At 65.7% G+C, this 18,910-nt stretch carries 15 protein-coding genes, 1 other RNA gene and 2 pseudogenes; 11 read left to right on the top strand and 7 right to left on the bottom strand.

Going from position 1 to position 18,910, the window contains the following annotated elements; all coding sequences use genetic code 11:
• Nucleotides 1-14: 14 nt before the first annotated feature.
• On the bottom strand, nt 15-1,520 hold the full coding sequence (locus ACZZ0O_RS19770; protein WP_463602853.1) for a helicase HerA-like domain-containing protein: 1,506 nt from the start codon (nt 1,518-1,520) through the stop codon (nt 15-17).
• 284 nt (nt 1,521-1,804) lie between these two features.
• Between ACZZ0O_RS19770 and ACZZ0O_RS19765 the strand changes: the two genes are divergently transcribed.
• A complete protein-coding gene (locus ACZZ0O_RS19765) occupies nt 1,805-3,385 on the top strand; it encodes a transglycosylase SLT domain-containing protein (RefSeq protein WP_323518348.1) in 1,581 nt (526 codons plus the stop codon).
• A gap of 44 nt (nt 3,386-3,429) precedes the next feature.
• Here ACZZ0O_RS19765 and ACZZ0O_RS19760 read toward each other — a convergent pair.
• The 5 genes and pseudogenes from ACZZ0O_RS19760 to ACZZ0O_RS19740 form a co-directional block, all read right to left on the bottom strand.
• Nucleotides 3,430-3,506: non-coding RNA, sX9 sRNA (locus tag ACZZ0O_RS19760), on the bottom strand.
• Nucleotides 3,507-3,566: 60 nt separating this feature from the next.
• A complete protein-coding gene (locus ACZZ0O_RS19755) occupies nt 3,567-4,550 on the bottom strand; it encodes a hypothetical protein (RefSeq protein ID WP_463591628.1) in 984 nt (327 codons plus the stop codon).
• A gap of 179 nt (nt 4,551-4,729) precedes the next feature.
• A pseudogene (locus ACZZ0O_RS19750) lies at nt 4,730-4,813 on the bottom strand (archaetidylserine decarboxylase); the annotation flags it as partial.
• Between the two features lie 48 nt (nt 4,814-4,861).
• A pseudogene (gene asd, locus ACZZ0O_RS19745) lies at nt 4,862-5,711 on the bottom strand (archaetidylserine decarboxylase).
• Nucleotides 5,708-6,358: an SCO family protein gene (locus tag ACZZ0O_RS19740; RefSeq protein WP_115513349.1), complete on the bottom strand. Its 651-nt coding sequence runs from the start codon at nt 6,356-6,358 to the stop codon at nt 5,708-5,710. The pseudogene asd and the gene ACZZ0O_RS19740 overlap by 4 nt, the downstream one beginning before the upstream one ends.
• A gap of 80 nt (nt 6,359-6,438) precedes the next feature.
• Here ACZZ0O_RS19740 and prmB point away from each other — a divergent pair, with 80 nt between their 5' ends.
• The 9 genes from prmB (at nt 6,439) to ACZZ0O_RS19695 (ending at nt 16,255) form a co-directional block, all read left to right on the top strand.
• Complete coding sequence (gene prmB, locus ACZZ0O_RS19735) at nt 6,439-7,365, top strand: 50S ribosomal protein L3 N(5)-glutamine methyltransferase (protein ID WP_463591627.1); 927 nt, start codon at nt 6,439-6,441, stop codon at nt 7,363-7,365.
• Nucleotides 7,355-7,843, top strand: coding sequence for a hypothetical protein (locus ACZZ0O_RS19730; protein WP_463591626.1), 489 nt, complete (start codon nt 7,355-7,357; stop codon nt 7,841-7,843). Before prmB ends, ACZZ0O_RS19730 begins: the two co-directional genes overlap by 11 nt.
• A complete protein-coding gene (gene aroC, locus ACZZ0O_RS19725) occupies nt 7,833-8,936 on the top strand; it encodes a chorismate synthase (protein ID WP_463591625.1) in 1,104 nt (367 codons plus the stop codon). The genes ACZZ0O_RS19730 and aroC overlap by 11 nt, the downstream gene beginning before the upstream one ends.
• Nucleotides 8,929-9,987, top strand: coding sequence for a 2-hydroxyacid dehydrogenase (locus ACZZ0O_RS19720; protein ID WP_463591624.1), 1,059 nt, complete (start codon nt 8,929-8,931; stop codon nt 9,985-9,987). The genes aroC and ACZZ0O_RS19720 overlap by 8 nt, the downstream gene beginning before the upstream one ends.
• A gap of 84 nt (nt 9,988-10,071) precedes the next feature.
• On the top strand, nt 10,072-11,097 hold the full coding sequence (locus ACZZ0O_RS19715; RefSeq protein ID WP_115554133.1) for an aspartate-semialdehyde dehydrogenase: 1,026 nt from the start codon (nt 10,072-10,074) through the stop codon (nt 11,095-11,097).
• Between the two features lie 1,182 nt (nt 11,098-12,279).
• Nucleotides 12,280-14,262, top strand: a complete 1,983-nt coding sequence (locus ACZZ0O_RS19710) for a FimV/HubP family polar landmark protein (protein WP_463591623.1) — start codon at nt 12,280-12,282, stop codon at nt 14,260-14,262.
• Nucleotides 14,263-14,270: 8 nt separating this feature from the next.
• Nucleotides 14,271-14,642 carry a VOC family protein gene (locus ACZZ0O_RS19705; RefSeq protein WP_193552494.1) on the top strand — a complete coding sequence of 124 codons (372 nt, stop codon included), beginning with the start codon at nt 14,271-14,273 and terminating at the stop codon, nt 14,640-14,642.
• Nucleotides 14,643-14,816: 174 nt separating this feature from the next.
• Nucleotides 14,817-15,590, top strand: coding sequence for a tRNA pseudouridine(38-40) synthase TruA (gene truA, locus ACZZ0O_RS19700; protein ID WP_115513343.1), 774 nt, complete (start codon nt 14,817-14,819; stop codon nt 15,588-15,590).
• A complete protein-coding gene (locus ACZZ0O_RS19695; protein ID WP_055850047.1) occupies nt 15,587-16,255 on the top strand; it encodes a phosphoribosylanthranilate isomerase in 669 nt (222 codons plus the stop codon). The genes truA and ACZZ0O_RS19695 overlap by 4 nt, the downstream gene beginning before the upstream one ends.
• Nucleotides 16,256-16,655: 400 nt before the next feature.
• On the opposite strand, the gene ACZZ0O_RS19690 is transcribed toward ACZZ0O_RS19695, so the two are convergent.
• A complete protein-coding gene (locus ACZZ0O_RS19690) occupies nt 16,656-17,582 on the bottom strand; it encodes a LysR family transcriptional regulator (RefSeq protein WP_463591622.1) in 927 nt (308 codons plus the stop codon).
• 107 nt (nt 17,583-17,689) lie between these two features.
• Here ACZZ0O_RS19690 and trpB point away from each other — a divergent pair, with 107 nt between their 5' ends.
• Nucleotides 17,690-18,907: a tryptophan synthase subunit beta gene (gene trpB, locus ACZZ0O_RS19685; RefSeq protein ID WP_055850419.1), complete on the top strand. Its 1,218-nt coding sequence runs from the start codon at nt 17,690-17,692 to the stop codon at nt 18,905-18,907.
• Nucleotides 18,908-18,910 lie beyond the last annotated feature (3 nt).

Raw genomic sequence — 18,910 nt, 5'->3', positions numbered from 1 at the left:
TCATTTGTTTGGGTTCAACGCTTCCCACCAAAAATACTGCCGAAAATCCCGCGCACGATCTGCTGCCCGATCTTGCTGCCGATGGTGCGCGATGTTTGTTTGGCCATCGTTTCCAACATGCCCTGGCGGCGACCGGTGCCGAACACCGCGTCCTTGACCGCTTTTCCGAATCCGCTGTCCTGGGTTTCCTCCTCCTCGCGGGTGCGGGCGGGCGGGGCGGCGGTCTGCGCGGCGACCTGTTCGACGCGGCGTGCCAACAGCTCGGCTGCCGATTCGCGGTTGATCGGCGTGTCGTAACGCGTGCCCACCGGGCTGGCCGCGCGTACCTGCGCGCGTTCGGGTGCGCTGATGGCGCCCATGCGGCAGCGCGGCGGGGCGATCAGGGTTTGCTGCACCCGCGCGGGCACGCCCTTGCCCTGCAGTGGCGACACCAGCGCCTCGCCGGTGCCCAGGCTGGAGATGGCGGTGGCCACATCGAGCTTGGGATTTGCCACGAAGGTCTGCGCTGCGGTCTTGACCGCTTTCTGGTCGCGCGGCGTGTAAGCACGCAGCGCATGCTGCACGCGGTTGCCGAGCTGACCAAGAATGTTGTCGGGAATATCATCGGGAAACTGCGAGCAGAAATAGATGCCCACGCCCTTGGAGCGGATCAATCGCACCACCTGCTCGATGCGTTGCACCAGCGCCGCAGGCGCGTCCTCGAACAGCAAATGCGCCTCGTCGAAGACGAACACCAGCTTGGGCTGGTCCAGATCGCCCACTTCCGGCAGGCCTTCGAACAGTTCCGACAGCAGCCATAGCAGAAAGGTCGAATACAGCCGCGGCTTGAGCACCAACTGGTTGGCCGCCAGGATGCCGATCACCCCGCGGCCGTCTGGCGCGACGCGCATCAGCTCGGCCAGCTCCAGCGCCGGTTCGCCGAAGAACTGCTCGCCGCCGTCCTGCGACAGCCGCAGCAGGGCGCGCTGGATCGCGGCCACCGATTGCGCCGAGACCAACCCGTAACTGGTGGACAGCTCCTTGCGTTCTTCCACCACCAGCGCGAGCAGGGCACGCAGATCGTCCAGATCCAGCAGCAACAGGCCGCGGTCGTCGGCCAGCTTGAACACGATGTCCAGCACGCCGGATTGGGTGTCGTTGAGTTCCAGGATGCGGGCGAGCAGGGTCGGGCCCATTTCGCTCACCGTGGTGCGCACCGGGTGGCCGAGCTGCCCGTACAGGTCCCAGAACACCACCGGGCTGGCGGCCGGCGCGTAATCGGCGATGCCTACATCCGTGGCGCGCTGCAGCACGCCGGGCGCGCCGTCGCCGGCCACAGCCAGGCCGGCCACGTCGCCTTTCACATCGGCCAGGAACACCGGTACCCCTAAGCGCGAGAAGCCTTCGGCCAGGGTCATCAGGGTCACGGTCTTGCCGGTCCCGGTGGCGCCGGCCACCAGACCATGGCGGTTGCCGAAGCGGCCTTCGAGCACGACCGGGATATCGTCGGTGACGCCTTTGCCGAGCAGGAACGAGGCCATTGGGCAGATCCGGTGAGGAAAGACCGGATTCTAGCGGGCAACGTTGCCGCACAAATCGGCGGGCGACGTATGGGTTCTGACAGTCAGGCTGTGCGGCGAGCCGGCGCCTGTCTCCAGGCAAGGTCGACACCGTGCGCGCCGCTGCCAGACAACCGGCTCCGCCCGTTTTCAATGGATCGGGCAGGCGCGCCAAGCTAACGCGCCACTGACCTGCCGGCGGCATCGCCTTGCCCCGGTGTCGTCCCGGCGGCTACCCTGCCTGCCTTTCCGCTGCACTGTCTCCGATGCCGCTCGCTCATTTTGGTTTGCGCCCATGGCCTGTCCTGGCTGTGGTGGCGCTGATGTCTGTTGTCCCCGCCGCCCACGCCATCTCCAAGCGCGACACGGAGAAGGCTGCCGTGCTCGATACACGCATGGCCGCGGCCGAAAAGCGCTACCGCGATGCACTGGTGCTGGTGAACAACTCCGACCCGAAGGGCACCGCCGAAGGCGATGCCGCACTGGAGGACATGGAGGATGTCATCGACGCCTGCATCAAGCAGCGTGGCTGTCTGGTTGCCAATCAGCTGGCCACCTACAAGCGTCTGCTTAAGGCGCGTGCCGATGCCGAAGCGCCGGCCGCCGAAGACCCGGAAGACGACGACACCTTGCTGCAGGCCGACCCGGATCATCTCGGCCCGGCCGCCAATGGCGTGCCCGAGGCGGCGCGTGCGGCCACCCTGCTCAACGACCAGCGCCACGAGTTCGACAAGATGGTGCAGTACAACCCGGCCGTGCAGGCCGGCATCCGTCGCTGGCTGACCGATATGCGCCCGGCGTTGATGACCAGCTACGACAACTACAGCAACCTGCGCGGCGTGATGTGGCCGGAATGGCAGAAACGCGGCCTGCCCGAGGCGCTGCTGTTCGGCATCATGGCCAAGGAATCCAACGGCAAGGTGCACGCCAATTCGCGCGCGGGTGCGGCCGGGCTGATGCAGTTCATGCCGGCCACCGGGCGGCGTTTCGGGCTGGGCCCGGACGGCAGCGGTTTCGACACGCGCTTTGATGCACGCAGCGCCGCCGAAGCCAGCGCTGCCTATCTCAACGAGCGCATGGCCGGGCTCAATCGCAGCATCGAGTTGGCGCTGGCTGCCTATAACGGTGGCGAAGGGCGTGCTGCACGGGTGTTTTCGCAGACCGGCGGGCGTGGATTCTGGGAACAGGACGTCTACAACCAGTTCCCGGCCGAAACCAAGGACTACGTGCCGATGGTGATCGCGGCGGCGTGGATCTTCCTGCACCCGCGCCAGTACGGCGTCGATTTCCCCAAGCTCGACGCGCAGCCGGCCACGCTCAAGCTCGCCAAGTCCACCACGATCTATGAGCTGACGATTTGCCTGGGCGGCATGGGCGTCCGCGAGGGCTATATGCGCGCGCTGCGCAACCTCAACCCGCGCTATGAACCCGATGGCTGGATTCCGGCCGGCACCGTCATCAACGCCACCAACCGCATCGCCAGCCTGTACACGCGTTACTGCGTGAATGGTCCGCGTGCGGACCTGGCACGCACCTTGATCACTGCCGATCTCAACAGCGCCATCGTGCGCAGCAGCGCAACCGAGTACACGCCCACCGTGGCGGTGGGCGATGTCAGTCCGATGGCTGGCGTGCCGACCACCGTGGCCACCGGCCAGCCGGTGGTCGCCAAACCGAAGGCAAAGCAGGCGCGCAGCTACACCATCGCCAAGGGCGACACGCTCGGCCGCGTGGCGCAGAAGTACCAGTGCGAGATCAAGGAACTGGCCAAGGCCAATGGCCTGAAGGCACCGGCCTATGCGTTAAAGCCAGGGCAGAGCATCAAGCTGGCGGGCTGCGACCGCTGAGTGTGAGGTGCTGCGATCGCAGATTGCCGCACCTCACTTGGAGCGGCTGAAAAAACGTAGCGAGCAGCCGCCAGTTGGGTATCGACGGGGCGCTCAGGAACAACGTGTACGCGTGGTCCATGCCGCACCGAGTACCGGCTGCGCCGCCTGGTGGTGAGCGCAGTCGTTTTGTCAGCTGCGTTTAAGCAAGCGGCGCAGCTGGTGCCATACCTGCCTGCGAGGAGGGCGGCGAGCCGCTGTCCTCGCTCCATCGTGCCTTGAGGCCGTCCCACCATTGCGTCCACCGCGCACGCCAGCTCTGGCGCAACGCCTCGGGACCAAAACGCTGCGCCTGCTGCTCTGCAAACTGCATCGCCTGCTGCATCACCGGCGAGCCGTTCTGCTTGATCGCCTGCCACATGAAACGGCTGAGGATGCGGGCGATGACCAGATTGGAATCCAGGTCGCCGCTCTCGGCTTCCACATGCAGGATCAAGGTCTGCAGTTCGGCGCGCACCTCCGGCGGCACGGCGGGATTTTCGCTGAGCCGTTTCAGACGGCGTAAGCCAGCCAGATAACGGTGCTCGGCCAGGTCCAGCCCGGCGCGTGCCAGTTCGCCCAGCCATGGTGCACGCACCGCCAGCGCAATCGCATCGACATGCAGCACCACGTTTTCCCAGCGCTTGTCCTGCATCGCGGCATAGGCCATCACCACGTGCAGCATCACCAAGGTGGCGAAGTCGCCTTCCGGATCGGCGCTGTTTTTCCACAGGCTGTCGCTGGACTGTTGCGCCAGTTGTGGCCATTGCTTACGTTCGTAGGCCACCGAGCGCAATGCGGTGGCGATGACGCGCCCCTGTGGAGCGCAATCGCGCTCCAGTAGGTCGGCCTCGGCGATCGTCGGCAGCAGTTTGTTCGCCGATAGTGCCGTGTAGGACAGCATGGCGTGCAGCATGCAGATGTCGTCGGCGGTCAACGGGGCGGGCGGGGTCTCCAGCAGGCCGCCGCCGCGCTGGTACGCCGCAAATGCGATCGGTAAGCCCTGTTCGCTGAAGTGCCGGTAGCCACGGTATTGCAGGCCGCCGCGCAGATCGTCCAACTGTTGTTGCTCGCTCTTGTGGCCGCAGCCGGTCACTGCCGTAAGCAGCACAATCGCCAGCGGCCAGCGCAACATCCGTGTTGTCATCGAAGATCCTGAAAACCGCCGATATCCGGCGGCTGGAAGTGCAGGTGAAAGAGCGGGTGCAGCGTGCGCTGGCTGTTTCCAGCGATGCAGCGTGCTTTGAAAGAATGCGGTGACGAGTAACGACAACCAACAACAACGCGACCGGCCGCGTCGCTGCGGCCCAGGCCACTAGCGCCTGCCCCCAGCCGCACCGACGTTTCTACAGCCAATCCACCGGCAAGCGTGGCCATACCAAAGGGCAGCAACACGATCAGCGTCGAGCCGCGCCTCAATCAACTGCAGCATCCAAATGCTGTCCGCTTCGCCCCGCGTCAGCCCACCTGGCGACGTGCCAATGCCTGCCCAAGCCGCACCGCCGTCTCTGCGGCAAGTGCGCCATCGAGCTTGGCGCACACCCGGTGGCAGCAGCACGATCACCGTCGAGCCGTAATTGAAGCGCGCCATCTCCGCAAACCGCTCCAAGACGATTCCCTTGCCACGGTAATCCTTGCGCGTGATGCGGTCGCCGTAGCGTGGGATTTCCACGCCGCTCCACACCGTTTCCACGCCGGACACCAGTAGCGCACCCACCATCACCGAGGCCATCGGGCCGAACTCGGTGTCGAAGTGGCACACCAGGCGCTCGTTGCGGGCAAACAACCGCGGCACATTGCGCACCGCATCCGGGCCCACGCTGAACAGGCGGCCGGGCACATGCACGGTTTCGCGCAGGGTGCCGGTCCACGGCATGTGGACGCGATGGTAGTCCTTGGGCGACAGATACACCGTCGCGAACAGGCCGTCGTTGAACGGCGCGGCCGCTGCCGCGTCGCCGAGCAATTCGGCTGCGGTGAACGACTGGCCCTTTGCCTGGAAGATACGCCCGTTCTCGATCGGGCCGAGCTGGCTGATACGGCCATCGGCCGGCATCAATACGGTTGCCGGGTCGGCATCGGGCACGCGTGCGCCCGGCTTCAAAGCGCGGGTAAAGAACGCATTGAAGGTGGGGTACGCGCGCGGGTCCGGTTCCTGCGCTTCGCTCAGGTCCACCCCGAACTTGCGCGTCACCGTGTCGATCAACCATTGCTTGGTCGAAGGTGTGTCCGAGTACGCCAGCGCGCGCGCCATGGAGGACAGCAACCGATGCGGCAGCACGTAGGTCAGGGAAGTGACGAAACTCACGGAGCGGTTACCTTGGTCAGCTGTTGGAGGTCGGCGGCAATCGCCTTGGGGTCGAGCGGCGGACGGATCAGGCCGGTCAGGCGGCCTTGCGGGTCGAGCACGGCGATGCCGGCCGAGTGATCCATGCTGTAGTCGTTGGGGTTCTGATCGAAGTTCTTGCCCGGCACCTTCTGGAATACCAAGCCCAGCGCGGTAGCAAAGCGTTCCAGCGCCGGTACGTCTGCGGTGGCCGCCAGCGTGTCCTTGTGGAAGGCGTGGGCGTACTCGCCCAGCCGCGCAGGCGGGTCGCGCTGCGGGTCCACCGACACGAACAGCACGCGCGGGCGCAGCCCGTCGGGGATGCTTTCCCACTGCTGCTGCGCCACCGCCAGATCGGTCAGCGTGGTCGGGCAGACATCCGGGCAGAAGGTGAAACCCAAAAACACCAGCGTCCAATGCCCTTTCAGTTCGCCAGACACCAGCTGGGTGCCATCGGACTGGCGCAGGCTGAACTGCGGCAAGGGGCGCGGCTGCGGGTAAAAAGTGATGGTCTGGGTGGGCGGCCAGGGCGAGCGGGGCGTTCCGCCGAAGAACTTCTGGCCCAGCAACAACCCAAGACCGGCGGCCAGCGCCACCAGTAGCACGATGCCGGTATTGCGATTGAACATGGCGGTTTCCAGTGCAACGGACGCTCATGATACCGATCCGACCTCTATAATCGTGGGCCGATTCCTTTTTAGTTGTTGCCATGACTGCCGCCGCGGCCGACGAACTGCACACCATCATCGACCTGATCCGCTACGGCACCAGCCGTTTCAACGAAGCCGGTCTCACCTTCGGTCACAGCTACGACAACGCGCTGGACGAAGCCACCCAGCTGGTGCTGCACAGCCTGCATCTGCCGCATGACCTGGGCCCGGCGTATGGCCAGGCGCGCCTGCTGCGCGATGAAAAAGAACGCGTGCTGGGCCTGTTCGAGCGCCGCATCACCGAGCGCGTGCCGGCGGCCTATCTGACCGGCGAAGCCTGGTTTGCCGGGCTGAGTTTCAAGAGCGATGCGCGCGCCCTGGTGCCACGCTCGCCGATCGCCGAATTGATCGAAGCCGGCTTCGAACCCTGGCTGGGCGGTCGCGAAGTCACCCGCGCGCTGGACCTGTGCACCGGCTCGGGATGCATCGCCATCGCCATGGGCCACTACAACCCGCATTGGGAGGTGGATGGCGTGGACATCAGCGACGACGCGCTGGCGCTGGCCGCCGAAAACAAGGCGCGCCTGCATGCCGACAACGTCAGCTTCCTCACGTCCGACCTGTTCACCGGGCTGGCTGGCCGTCAATACGATCTGATCGTCACCAATCCGCCGTACGTCACCAACGACGAGACCGACGCGCTGCCGCAGGAGTACTCCTACGAGCCGGAGCTGGGCTTGCGTGCCGGCGACGATGGCCTGGACCTGGTGCTGAAGATCCTGCGCGATGCGCCGCAGCACCTGAGCGAAGACGGCCTGTTGATCTGCGAAGTGGGCGAGTCCGAGCAGCATCTGATCAAGCTGCTGCCGGAAGTGGATCTGGCCTGGGTCGAGTTCAAGGTTGGGCAGATGGGCATCTTTGCGGTGGAATGCCGCGAGTTGATCGCGCACAGCGCACGCATCACCGAGTTGGCCGGTGCGCGCTAAGGCGCCCGTATCCCGTCCGCAGCTGATCGATATCGTGCTGCTGGTGCCGGTGTCCGTCTTCGGGGCGGCCATTCCGTTCGCTTTGGTCGACGTGGTATTGCAGTTGTTCGACCCGATGTACGGCGGTCCGACCGCGCGGGGCTGGTGGAGCGTCGCAGCGCAGATCGGCTTCGGGTCGATCGCGTTCTTCGGCCTGGTATCGGCCTGGATCGTGGCGGCCAGCTCGGATGCGGCATTGCGTGCGCATCGGCGCCGCAGCGTGGGGGTGGCGCTTGGCTTGCTGGGTGGGGTCGGCACGGCGCTGTATCTGCTCGCCGAGTGGCTGTTCAGTGAGCGATTCGCGCTGGACCTGTTTCTGGTGGTGGTCGGCAGTGTGTTGGCCGTCGCACCGATGCTGGTGGCGGCACGACACCTGCCGCGCATCGTGCGCGCGCTGCCACCTGCTGCAATGTTGAGAGGATGCCGTTATGGGCAGTAACAGTTTCGGCCGCCTGTTGACGGTCACCACCTTCGGCGAATCGCACGGGCCGGCGATCGGCTGCGTTGTCGATGGCTGCCCTCCGGGCCTGGAACTGGCGCCGGAAGAGTTCACTCTGGACCTGCAGCGCCGTGCTAGCGGCAAGAGCCGGCATACCTCGGCACGCCGCGAAGCCGACGAGATCGAGATCCTGTCCGGCGTGTACGAAGGTCGCACCACCGGCACGCCGATCGGGCTGCTGATCCGCAACACCGATCAGCGCAGCAAGGACTACAGCAACATCGCCCAGCAGTTCCGTCCCGGCCATGCGGACTACAGCTACTGGCAGAAATACGGCATCCGCGACCCACGCGGTGGTGGGCGCTCGTCTGCGCGCGAAACCACCATGCGCGTGGCCGCGGGCGTCATCGCCAAGAAGTGGCTCAAGCTGCGCTACGGCGTGTTGGTACGCGGGTATCTGTCGCAGCTGGGCGAGATCCGTCCGACCGGTTTCGACTGGAATGCGGTCGAAGACAACCCGTTCTTCTGGCCACACGCCGAGCAGGTGCCAGAGCTGGAAACCTATATGGATGCGCTGCGCAAGTCCGGCGATTCGGTCGGTGCGCGCGTGGACGTGGTGGCCGGCGGCGTGCCGCCAGGCTGGGGCGAGCCGATCTACGGCAAGCTCGATGCCGAGCTGGCTGCCGCGATGATGAGCATCAATGCAGTCAAGGGCGTGGAGATTGGCGATGGGTTTGCCAGTGCCGCGCAAAAGGGCACCGAACACCGCGATCTGATCACCCCGGAAGGCTTTCTCAGCAATCATGCCGGCGGCATTCTGGGCGGCATTTCCACCGGCCAGGCGGTGACCGCGTCGATGGTGCTCAAGCCGACGTCCAGCCTGCGCCTGCCCGGTGCGACCGTGGACGCAGACGGCACGGTCGTGGATGTGATCACCACCGGTCGGCACGACCCATGCGTGGGCATCCGCGCCACCCCGATCGCCGAAGCGATGATGGCCTTGGTGCTGATGGATCAGGCGCTGCGTCATCGCGCGCAATGCGGCGATGTCGGCGAGATCTCGCCGCGCATCCCCGGTCAGATCGATGTCTGAAACGACGCGCCCCAAGGTCTGGGTCAGCCAGCCGCTGTTCGACGACGTTGTCGAACAGCTGAGCGCGCATTTTGCGCTGACCACCACTGCGGGCGTCACCGCGTATTCGTCGCAGCAGCTGGCCGCGCACCTGGCCGGCGTCGATGGCGCACTAATCACGCTCAACGAGCGCGTGGGCGCGGCCGAAATCGCATCGGCCCCGCAGCTGCGCGCCATCGCCAATGTTGGTGTGGGCTACAACAATCTGGATATCGACGCGCTGAGCGCGGCCGGCATCCTGGCCAGCAACACGCCCGACGTGTTGACCGAAACCACTGCCGACCTGGGCTTTGCGTTGTTGATGGCCACCGCGCGCCGTATCACCGAGGCCGAGCGCTGGTTACGCGACGGGCAGTGGGGGCAGTGGTCGTTCAAGACCATGCTCGGCGCCGATATCCACGGCAGCACGCTCGGTATCCTGGGCATGGGCCGGATCGGGCAGGGCATTGCACGCCGCGGCGCGCACGGCTTCGGCATGCGCGTGCTGTATCACAACCGCAGTCGGTTGCCGGCGCAGACCGAGCAGGAGCTCAACGCGCAGTACGTCGACCTCGACAGCTTGCTGGCGCAGTCCGATCACCTGGTGCTGGTGCTGCCCTACGGCAAGCAGTCGCACCACATCATCGACGCCGCCGCGCTGGCGAAGATGCGGCCCACCGCAACGCTGGTGAACATCGCGCGTGGCGGCATCGTCGATGAGCTCGCGTTGGCCGATGCGTTGGCCAATGGGCGTCTTGCCGGTGCCGGCCTGGATGTCTACGAAGGCGAGCCGGCGGTGCGCCCGGAACTGCTGGCGCTCCACAACGTGGTGCTCACCCCGCATATCGGCAGCGCCAGCCTGGCCACGCGCCGTGCCATGGTGCAGCTGGCGGTGGACAACCTGGTTGCCGCGCTCGGCCATGGCCCCAACGCCGGGCATCCGCCGAGCGCGCTCAATGCTGATGCGATCGCAGCCGCCAAACGCGGCGGTACGATCGTGGACGCCAGTAAAACCGGCGCGACCAAACGATAGGGAACCTCCACAGCCAGCGTTGGAGGTTCCCCGAACCCACGCGCAGCGCGTTCCCCTCTTCACTCTTTCGATAAAGACATTCTCATGAGCAACGAAAACCGTCGTTTCAATGTCGCGGTCGTGGGCGCCACCGGCGCTGTCGGCGAAACCATGCTGAGCATCCTGGCCGAGCGCAACTTTCCGGTCGCCAACTTGTACGCGCTGGCCTCGGCGCGCTCGGCCGGTGGGCAGGTCGAGTTCAATGGCGGCAAGGTCGACGTGCTGGATTTGGCCGACTTCGACCCGACCGGCGTGGACATCGCGCTGTTCTCCGCAGGCGGCAGCGTGTCCAAGGAATACGGCCCCAAGTTCGCCGCTGCCGGCGCGGTGGTGATCGATAATTCCTCCGCGTTCCGCTACGACGACGACGTGCCGCTGGTGGTGTCGGAAGTCAATCCCGAAGCGCTCAAGCAGCGCCCGCGCGGCATCATCGCCAATCCCAATTGCTCGACCATGCAGATGCTGGTGGCGCTGGGCCCGATTCACCGCAAGTACGGCATCGAGCGCATCAACGTGGCGACCTACCAGTCGGTGTCCGGCGGCGGCCGCTCGGCGATGGAAGAACTGGGCAAGCAGACCAGCGAGCTGTTGAGCTTCCAGCAAATCGACCCGCAGCGCTTCCCGGTGCAGATCGCTTTCAATCTGATCCCGCACATCGACGACTTCCAGGACAACGGTTACACCAAGGAAGAGATGAAGCTGGTCTGGGAGACCCGCAAGATCCTGGGCGACGAGAACATCCAGGTGAATCCCACCGCGGTACGCGTGCCGGTGTTTTTCGGCCACTCCGAAGCGGTCGCCATCGAAACCCGCGAGAAGATCACCGTCGAAGCCGCGCGTGCGCTGCTGGAAGCCTCGCCGGGCGTGGAAGTGGTGGACGAGCACAAGGCGGGCGGCTACCCGACGCCGGTGACCCATGCCTCGGGCAAGGATGCGGTGTTCGTCGGCCGTATTCGTGAGGACTTATCGCACCCGCGTGGTCTCAATCTGTGGATCGTCTCTGACAATATCCGCAAGGGTGCCGCACTCAACGCCGTGCAGCTGGCCGAACTGGTCGCCCAGGAAGGTTGATCCATTGCCACGTAGGAGCGCGCCTGAGCGCGAGGGCTGTCCCGGTGACGGTTCATCGCGCCCAGGTGCGCTCCTACAAAAGCCAGTAGGTTTTGGCCGTCAACGATCTAGCGTGTTGGTAACGAAGTGTCCTGCGTAGAGGGGCACTTGTATGGGGCATGCATTCCCTGCAGCTACCTTCGAAGCAACGTGCCTGACCGGTCTGGTCACACAGGAAAGTCGATCCACCTGCCTTGTAGGAGCGCACCTGGGCGCGAGGGCTGTCCCTGTGGCGCCTCATCGCGCCCAGGTGCGCTCCTACACGAGCTGGTGGTTTTGGCCGTCAATGATCTAGTGGGTTGGTAACGAAGTGTGCTGCGTAGAGGAGTACTTGTATGGGGCATGCATTCCCTGCAGCTACCTTCGAAGCAACGCATCTGACCGGTCTGGTCACACAGGAAAGCCGATCCACCTGTCTTGTAGGAGCGCACCTGGGCGCGAGGGCTGTCCCCGTGCCGGTTCATCGCGCCCAGGTGCGCTCCTACACGAGCCGGTGGTTTTGGCCGTCAACGATCTAGTAGGTTGGTAACGAAGTGTCCCTGCGTAGAGGGGCACTTGTATGGGGCATGCATTCCCTGCAGCTACCTTCGAAGCAACGCACCTGACCGGTCTGGTCACACAGGAAAGCCGATCCACCTGCCGTGTAGGAGCGCACCTGGGCGCGAGGGCTGTCCCTGTGACGGTTCATCGCGCCCAGGTGCGCTCCTACACGAGCTGATGGCTTGAAGCTTTTGACGACATGGTGCCGGGGTAAGGAAGTGCCTGTCGTAAGAAGGCGCTCGCATGTGACATGCATTGGCGGCGAAGACTGATCGCACTGCACTGCAGCGCGCCTTCGAATGAAGCCCCGGTTGGCCCAACTCGTAAAGGTCCGGCCGCGATCAATCTCTGTACAAGCCGATATCGATCAAGGCAGCAGTCGAAGCTGCTGCGCTCTGCGCGGACCCCGCAGCAGCCGCAGCAGGTCTTCTTCCTTCTTATGTGATGAGCTGATCGGCCTACCGATTCACCGCGCGCAGCTGCGCATCTGCACCGATGTCGCATTGCGGCATCGCAAGCGCGGCGCATGCGCGAGGCACGAACGACTTTTTCGCTCATTCAGCGGCTATATTGATGCCCATGAAACATAGGGGCAGGGGCGCGATGCGTCCGATACAAGGGATAGGTGCGTTGCTGCTGATGGCGTGCAGCGGCGCCGCCATGGCGTTGGGCTTGGGCGATATCCGGGTGCTGTCCAAACCCGGGCAACCGTTGGTGGCCGAGATTCCGGTCATTTCCAACGAGCCGGGCGAACTCGACAACGCGCGTGTGGCGCTGGCATCGGCAACCACCTTTGCGCGCGTCGGTCTGGAACGGCCGCAAGGACTGGTCAGCAGCCTGCAGTTCCAGTTTGCGCAGGACGCGCGCGGGCGTGCGGTGATCCGCGTGACCAGCAGTCAGCCGGTGGACCAGCCAGCGATCAATTTTTTGATCGAAGTGGAGTGGAGCCAGGGCCGTCTGGTGCGCGAATATGCCGCGTTGGTCGATGCGCCCAACACCGCTGCCGCGATTGCCGAACCGGCCATCGACGCGCCACGTGCCGGCGCCAGCAACACGATTGCACGCGAGATTGCACGCGAGCCGGCGGCAGCTCCGGCGGTGGAACGCGCGGACCGGGACGCTGGCGCTGCAGCTGCGCCAACGCGTGCCGCCGCAACCGCCCCCGCCGCCACGCAGACCGGCGATGCATTGCCGGCTGTGCGCTCGGGCCAGACCTTGTCGGAAATTGCAGCGGGCCTGGCACGCTCCAGCGGACATTCGCTGGATCAGACCATGCTGGCGTTGCTGCGGACCAATCCGGACGCTTTCGTCAACGGCAACATCAATCGCTTGAAACAGGGCGCCGTGTTGCGCACGCCGCAAGAAGACGCGCTGGCGCAGGTCGGTGCAGCCGAAGCGGCGGTGATGGTGCGCGAGCAGGCTGCCCAGTGGCGGCAGGCGCGCTCTGCCATTCCGCAGCCGGCCGATGCCGGTGCCGCTGCTGCAGCGACGCCTGCCCCTGCCGCACCGGCGGCATCCACCGCGGCCGGTGCCGGCGCGCGGCTCGAAATCGCCCCGGCAGTGGCGAGTCAGACCAATATCGCCGGCGCCACGTCCGGCACCAGTGCCGAAGGCGAGGGCGAGATGGCGGCCAACCAACAGTTGCAACAGGCCAAGGAAGACATCGCCACCCGCGATGCGGAATTGCAGGACCTGCGCTCGCGCGTGGCCGATCTGGAAAAGCTCAAGCAGCAACAGCAAGCCTTGATCGCCATGAAGGACACCGACCTGGCGGCCGCGCAGAAGCGTCTGGCCGATGCGCCGCAGGCCACCCCGCAGGGCGGCGGCTTTCCGCTGTGGTTGATCGGAGGTCTGGTGTTGATCGTGGCGGCCGTGGTCGCATGGCTGGCGGCGCGCCGACGCAAACCCTCGCCGCTGCCGCCGTTGCCGCGCCGCCAGTTCGACTTCGCACCACCCCTGGCTCCAGTGGAGACCACCGAGCAGCAGGACGACCCACAAGCTACCGAGCCCAGCGAGCACGATGTGCTGCATGAAACCGAATTCGAACAGGCCAACCTGCGCGAGGACGAGCGCGCCCATGATGCGCAAACGCCGCTGTCGGACGTGTTGCGTCGCGAACCGCTGCTATCCGAACCGGTGGCTGTGGCTCCAGTGATCAACAGCGACGAATGGCGCGCGCTGCGCGCATCCCCGCCGGCGCCGGTGGCGGAGCCCGAAGCGACCTATCAGGAACCTGAGGTTGCTCAGGACTCTGATGTGTCGTCGCCACAGATCGAACCGGAGTACGCCCTTGGCGAGCGCCCACCGGCGCCAGCGGCTGCCTCTGTCCAGGACGGCTTCGACTTCAATCACATGCTGCAACATCCCGACGATGTCGAGCAGACCCCGGCCGTCCCGGTGGGGGCGCCCAATGCGGTGAGCAACAGGGAATTCGCCTCGGCCGGGCGCGATCGCCTGGAATTGGCGGTGGCCTACATGGACCTGGGTGACAAGGACACAGCACGCGGTCTGTTGCTCGAAGTCGCTGCCACCGGCGACGACGCCACCCGCGCCGAAGCGGCCCAGTTGCTGGAGCGGCTGACGTGAGTCCGGCCATGGATAGCGTCACGGTGCGCGAGCGGCGGATCGATTACGTGGAGTTCGCCTCCATCGATCCCGACGCCAGCCGAGCCTTCTTCGAGACCGTGTTCGGCTGGCAGTTTCAGGCCTATGGCCCGGACTACCTGGCCTTCAACGACGGCCGTCTGGACGGGGGCTTTTATCGCACCACGGTGCCCGCCCCGGCAGAAGGTGGCCCGTTGGTGGTGCTGTATGCCGACGACCTGGCCCCGATGCTGGAGCGCGTGCGCGCGGCAGGCGGCGAGATCGTCAAGCCGGTGTTCGGCTTTCCCGGTGGCAGTCGATTTCATTTCCGCGAGCCCGGCGGCAGCACGCTGGCGGTGTGGTCCGAGCGCGCCGCGGCTTGACGCCAGCCGTCGACGACGGCGTGTCGCCGGCAAACGCTGTTGGCGAGTGGCCGGCTGTACCATGCACCGGCGGCATCCGTCGCGCGCTGTCGGCATCATTGCTTCACAGCGCGCGTTGCGGTTCGCAACATGTGATGCAGACGCCTCACCGATTCAATCAATAGGCAGGTACCGATGCGTTACGCGCTGGGCGTGGAGTACGACGGCAGCGAGTTTCAGGGCTGGCAGCAATTGGGCGAGCACGGTGGGCCGAGTGTGCAGGCCAGCGTGCAGGCGGCGTTGTCGTCGGTCGCCGACGCGCCGATCCAGGTGGTGTGCGCGGGTCGCACCGATGCCGGCGTCCATGGCGAATGCCAGGTGGTGCATTTCGACAGCGACGCGCGGCGCGAACTGCGTGGCTGGATGCTGGGCACCACCGCGCGGCTGCCGCCGTCGATCGCGGTGCGCTGGTGCGTGCCGGCCGCCGATGACTTCCATGCGCGTTTTTCCGCGCGTGCGCGCCGCTATCGCTACCGCCTGCTGAACCGTCAGATCCGTCCGGCGCTGTATCGACAGACGCTGAGCTGGGAGCGTCGGCCGCTCGATGCCGAGGCCATGCATATCGCCGCGCAGGCCTTATTAGGCGAAAACGACTTCAGCGCGTTCCGCAGCGTGCAATGTCAGGCCCTGCATGCGCGCCGCAACCTGCAGGCCATCACCGTGCAGCGCATCGGCGAGGTGGTGGAGGTGCAGGTCCAGGCCAATGCATTCCTTCATCACATGGTGCGGAATATTGTTGGCTCGCTGATTTTGATCGGAACCGGCGAGCAACCGACCGACTGGATCGCGACGTTGCTCGCCGGGCGCGACCGCACGGTTGCCGGGCCAACAGCGCCGCCACAAGGCCTGGTGTTTATCGGGCCTCTGTATCCTGCAGAGTGGCATCTGCCTGCCGAGGTGACCCAATGAATCGATCGCTGTACCGCACCCGTATCAAGTTCTGTGGCATGACCCGCGCCGGAGACATCCGACTGGCCGGGGAGCTGGGTGTGGACGCGGTGGGTTTCATCTTCGCGCACGGCAGCCCGCGCCGTGTGGCGCCGGCCGAGGCGCGCGCGATGCGCCAGGCCACCGCGCCGATGGTCGATGTAGTGGCCCTGTTCCGCAACAACTCCAAGGAAGAAGTGCGCGAGGTGGTGCGCACCGTGCGGCCGACCCTGCTGCAATTCCACGGCGAGGAAGACGACGCGTTTTGCCGCAGCTTCAATCTGCCGTACCTCAAGGCCGTGCCGATGGGCAGCGCCGGGGTGAACGGCGAGGATGCCAACGCGCGTACCTTGCAGTTGGCCTTTCCCAATTCGGCCGGTTTCCTGTTCGACAGCCATGCGCCTGGCGCAGGCGGCGGTACCGGCAAGACCTTCGACTGGTCGCGCCTGCCCACCGGGCTGCATCGCCCGTTTTTGCTCGCCGGCGGCATCACGGCCGACAATGTGTTCGATGCGATCGTGGCGACGTTGCCGTGGGGCGTGGATGTGTCCAGCGGCGTGGAGCTGGCGCCCGGCATCAAGGACGGCCACAAGATGCGCAAGTTCGTGGAAGAAGTGCGGCGGGCCGATTGCCACGAGATGTCGTAGGTTGGGGATTGGTGAGTCGGGATTGGGGATTGGTAAGAGCTGGTTTGCTGCGGTGGTGTGATTGGTTGTGGACGGCTGCTTGTGGCTCGTGTTTGTTAATGGCGAGCGGTCGCACCCAGTCATTTGTTCATTCGACATCTAGCCGTCTGCCCAGACTCTTTGATCGCTGCAAATCCCTTGAGCTGCTGCGCTGATCTTGTAATGCGCGTAGTCGCCTTCAGTGCTGCTGACAAAGCTGCTGCGCTCACCGTCGGCGGGCGCGGCCGCTGCTCGTTGTGGCATCGAGTACGCATGCCCTCCGGTTCCACGCGTACCGTCCACACCCATTCCTACGACTGCTCGTTAAGGTCTGTCAGCCGCGCTTGAGGGTTGCTTGGCGAAGCGATTGTGTGATGAACGCTCAGGCTCCACCCGTACTCGGCGTCGTTGGCGTGAACTGATCCTTGGCCAATGCCTCGCCTAACCAGCCGGCAAGGCGTTCGATGCGTGGGTCCGGATTGCGCCTGGCGGCGCACAGCACCCAGCGCCCGCGTGTGGCGGTGAATCCCCACGGTGCCAACAGCCGGCCAGCCGCCAGATCTGCGGCAACCAGCGGGTGCGGGGCGATGGCGATGCCCAGGCCGGCGGCGGCAGCTTCCAGCAGATACACCAGATGCTCGAACTCGGTGCCGAAGCGCAGCGCGTCGGGCGCCACGCCATGCGCCTGTGCCCACTCCGGCCAGGCTTGCGGTCGCGAACGTGTTTGCAGCAGGCGGTGATCGCGCAGGGCGGCCGGAGGTTCTCCGTCGATCTGCAACGCACTTGCCAGCTGCGGACTCAGCACCGGGCCGATCCATTCCACGCCCAGCTCGTGCACCTGCCATTCGCCGGGCCACGGCGGGGTGTCCAACAGCAAGGCGGCGTCCAGGCCGTCCAGATCCGGGCCGGGCGGTTGTTCGTTGGCCGACAGGTGCAGGCGCAGGTCGGGCAGGTCGCGCTGCAGCAGGCCGAGCCGCGGAATCACCCAGCGCGCCAGTAGGCTGCCGGAGCAGCCCAGTACCAGCGGTGCCTCGCTGGCCGGGCGTCGCAAGGCGGCCCAGGTATCGGCGATCAGCGCGAAGCCTTCGCCGGTGGCATCGCGCAGGCGGGCGCCGGCAGCCGTCAGCACCAGGCCGCGGCCCTGGCGGGCGAACAACGCCGCGCCCAGCGCCTGTTCCAGCGAACGGACGTGGCGGCTGATGGCGCCATGGGTGACGTGCAGCTCCTGCGCGGCGCGGCTGACGCTTTGCAGGCGTGCGGCGGCCTCGAAGGCGCGCAGCGCCGCCAGCGGTGGAAGCACGGTGCTCATATGTGAGTCCAGATCACAGGTTGCGGCAATCTTATCGATTTATCGCATTGCCTGGCTGCGGTAAGGTGACGGCTTCGCGTATGACCGCATCGCTGCAGAGGATCTCCATGTCGGCCCAGCCCATCAGTGACTTTTACGCCTATCCGGACGCTGCCGGTCACTTCGGCAAGTTCGGTGGCCGGTTTGTCGCCGAAACCTTGATCGGCCCGCTGCAGGAACTCTCTGCCGCCTACGATCAGGCGCGTCAGGACCCGGCGTTCATCGCCGAATACGACAAGGACCTCAAGCACTACGTCGGCCGGCCCAGCCCGATCTATCACGCCGAGCGGCTCAGTCGCGAAGTGGGCGGGGCGCAAATCCTGCTCAAGCGCGAAGACCTGAACCATACCGGCGCGCACAAGATCAACAACACCATTGGCCAGGCCCTGTTGGCCAGCCGCATGGGCAAGACCCGCATCATCGCCGAGACCGGCGCCGGCCAGCATGGCGTGGCCAGTGCCACGGTGGCGGCACGGCTGGGGCTGGAGTGCGTGGTCTACATGGGCGCTACCGACATCGAACGGCAGAAGATCAACGTCTACCGGATGCAGCTGCTGGGCGCGAAGGTGGTTCCGGTAACGTCGGGCTCGGCCACGCTCAAGGACGCGCTCAACGAAGCGATGCGCGACTGGGTCACCAATGTGCGCGATACCTTCTACATCATCGGCACGGTAGCCGGCCCGGACCCGTATCCGCGCATGGTGCGCGACTTCAATGCGATCGTGGGCCGCGAAGCACGTGAGCAGATGCTGCAGGACTACGGCCGCCTGCCGGATGCGATCAGCGCCTGCGTCGGTGGCGGCAGCAATGCCATCGGCCTGTTCCACGCGTTCCTCAACGATCCGGGCGTCAAGATCTACGGCGCCGAAGCCGCCGGCGACGGCATCGCCACCGGCCGCCATGCCGCGTCCATCGCTGCCGGACGCCCCGGCGTGCTGCACGGCAACCGCACCTACGTGATCTGCGACGACGACGGCCAGATCACTGAAACCCATTCGATCTCCGCCGGCCTGGATTACCCCGGCGTCGGCCCCGAGCACGCATTCCTGTCCGACAGTGGTCGCGCCGTGTATCAGGGCATCACCGACGACGAGGCGATGGCGGCCTTCCATCTGCTGGCGCACACCGAGGGCATTCTTGCGGCGCTGGAATCCAGCCACGCGGTGGCGCAGTCGATCAAGCTGGCGCGCGAGATGCCCAAGGACGCGTTGATCCTGTGCAACCTGTCCGGGCGTGGCGACAAGGACGTGCACACCATCGCCGCGCGCGAGGGCATGGTGCTGTGATCG

It is taken from the genome of Xanthomonas sp. AC360, assembly GCF_979258225.1.
The sequence above is the reverse complement of the archived record's forward strand: the minus strand, read 5'-3'. Positions and strand labels throughout refer to the sequence as shown.

What these genes read in the sequence shown, in the direction of transcription:
- ACZZ0O_RS19740 (WP_115513349.1), bottom strand. Translation starts at nt 6,358, where the DNA reads ATGTTCAATCGCAATACCGGCATCGTGCTACTGGTGGCGCTGGCCGCC.
- trpB (WP_055850419.1), top strand. Translation starts at nt 17,690, where the DNA reads ATGTCGGCCCAGCCCATCAGTGACTTTTACGCCTATCCGGACGCTGCC.
- ACZZ0O_RS19770 (WP_463602853.1), bottom strand. Translation starts at nt 1,520, where the DNA reads ATGGCCTCGTTCCTGCTCGGCAAAGGCGTCACCGACGATATCCCGGTC.
- truA (WP_115513343.1), top strand. Translation starts at nt 14,817, where the DNA reads ATGCGTTACGCGCTGGGCGTGGAGTACGACGGCAGCGAGTTTCAGGGC.
- ACZZ0O_RS19690 (WP_463591622.1), bottom strand. Translation starts at nt 17,582, where the DNA reads ATGAGCACCGTGCTTCCACCGCTGGCGGCGCTGCGCGCCTTCGAGGCC.
- ACZZ0O_RS19705 (WP_193552494.1), top strand. Translation starts at nt 14,271, where the DNA reads ATGGATAGCGTCACGGTGCGCGAGCGGCGGATCGATTACGTGGAGTTC.
- ACZZ0O_RS19720 (WP_463591624.1), top strand. Translation starts at nt 8,929, where the DNA reads ATGTCTGAAACGACGCGCCCCAAGGTCTGGGTCAGCCAGCCGCTGTTC.
- ACZZ0O_RS19715 (WP_115554133.1), top strand. Translation starts at nt 10,072, where the DNA reads ATGAGCAACGAAAACCGTCGTTTCAATGTCGCGGTCGTGGGCGCCACC.
- prmB (WP_463591627.1), top strand. Translation starts at nt 6,439, where the DNA reads ATGACTGCCGCCGCGGCCGACGAACTGCACACCATCATCGACCTGATC.
- ACZZ0O_RS19710 (WP_463591623.1), top strand. Translation starts at nt 12,280, where the DNA reads ATGCGTCCGATACAAGGGATAGGTGCGTTGCTGCTGATGGCGTGCAGC.
- aroC (WP_463591625.1), top strand. Translation starts at nt 7,833, where the DNA reads ATGGGCAGTAACAGTTTCGGCCGCCTGTTGACGGTCACCACCTTCGGC.
- ACZZ0O_RS19695 (WP_055850047.1), top strand. Translation starts at nt 15,587, where the DNA reads ATGAATCGATCGCTGTACCGCACCCGTATCAAGTTCTGTGGCATGACC.
- ACZZ0O_RS19765 (WP_323518348.1), top strand. Translation starts at nt 1,805, where the DNA reads ATGCCGCTCGCTCATTTTGGTTTGCGCCCATGGCCTGTCCTGGCTGTG.
- ACZZ0O_RS19755 (WP_463591628.1), bottom strand. Translation starts at nt 4,550, where the DNA reads ATGACAACACGGATGTTGCGCTGGCCGCTGGCGATTGTGCTGCTTACG.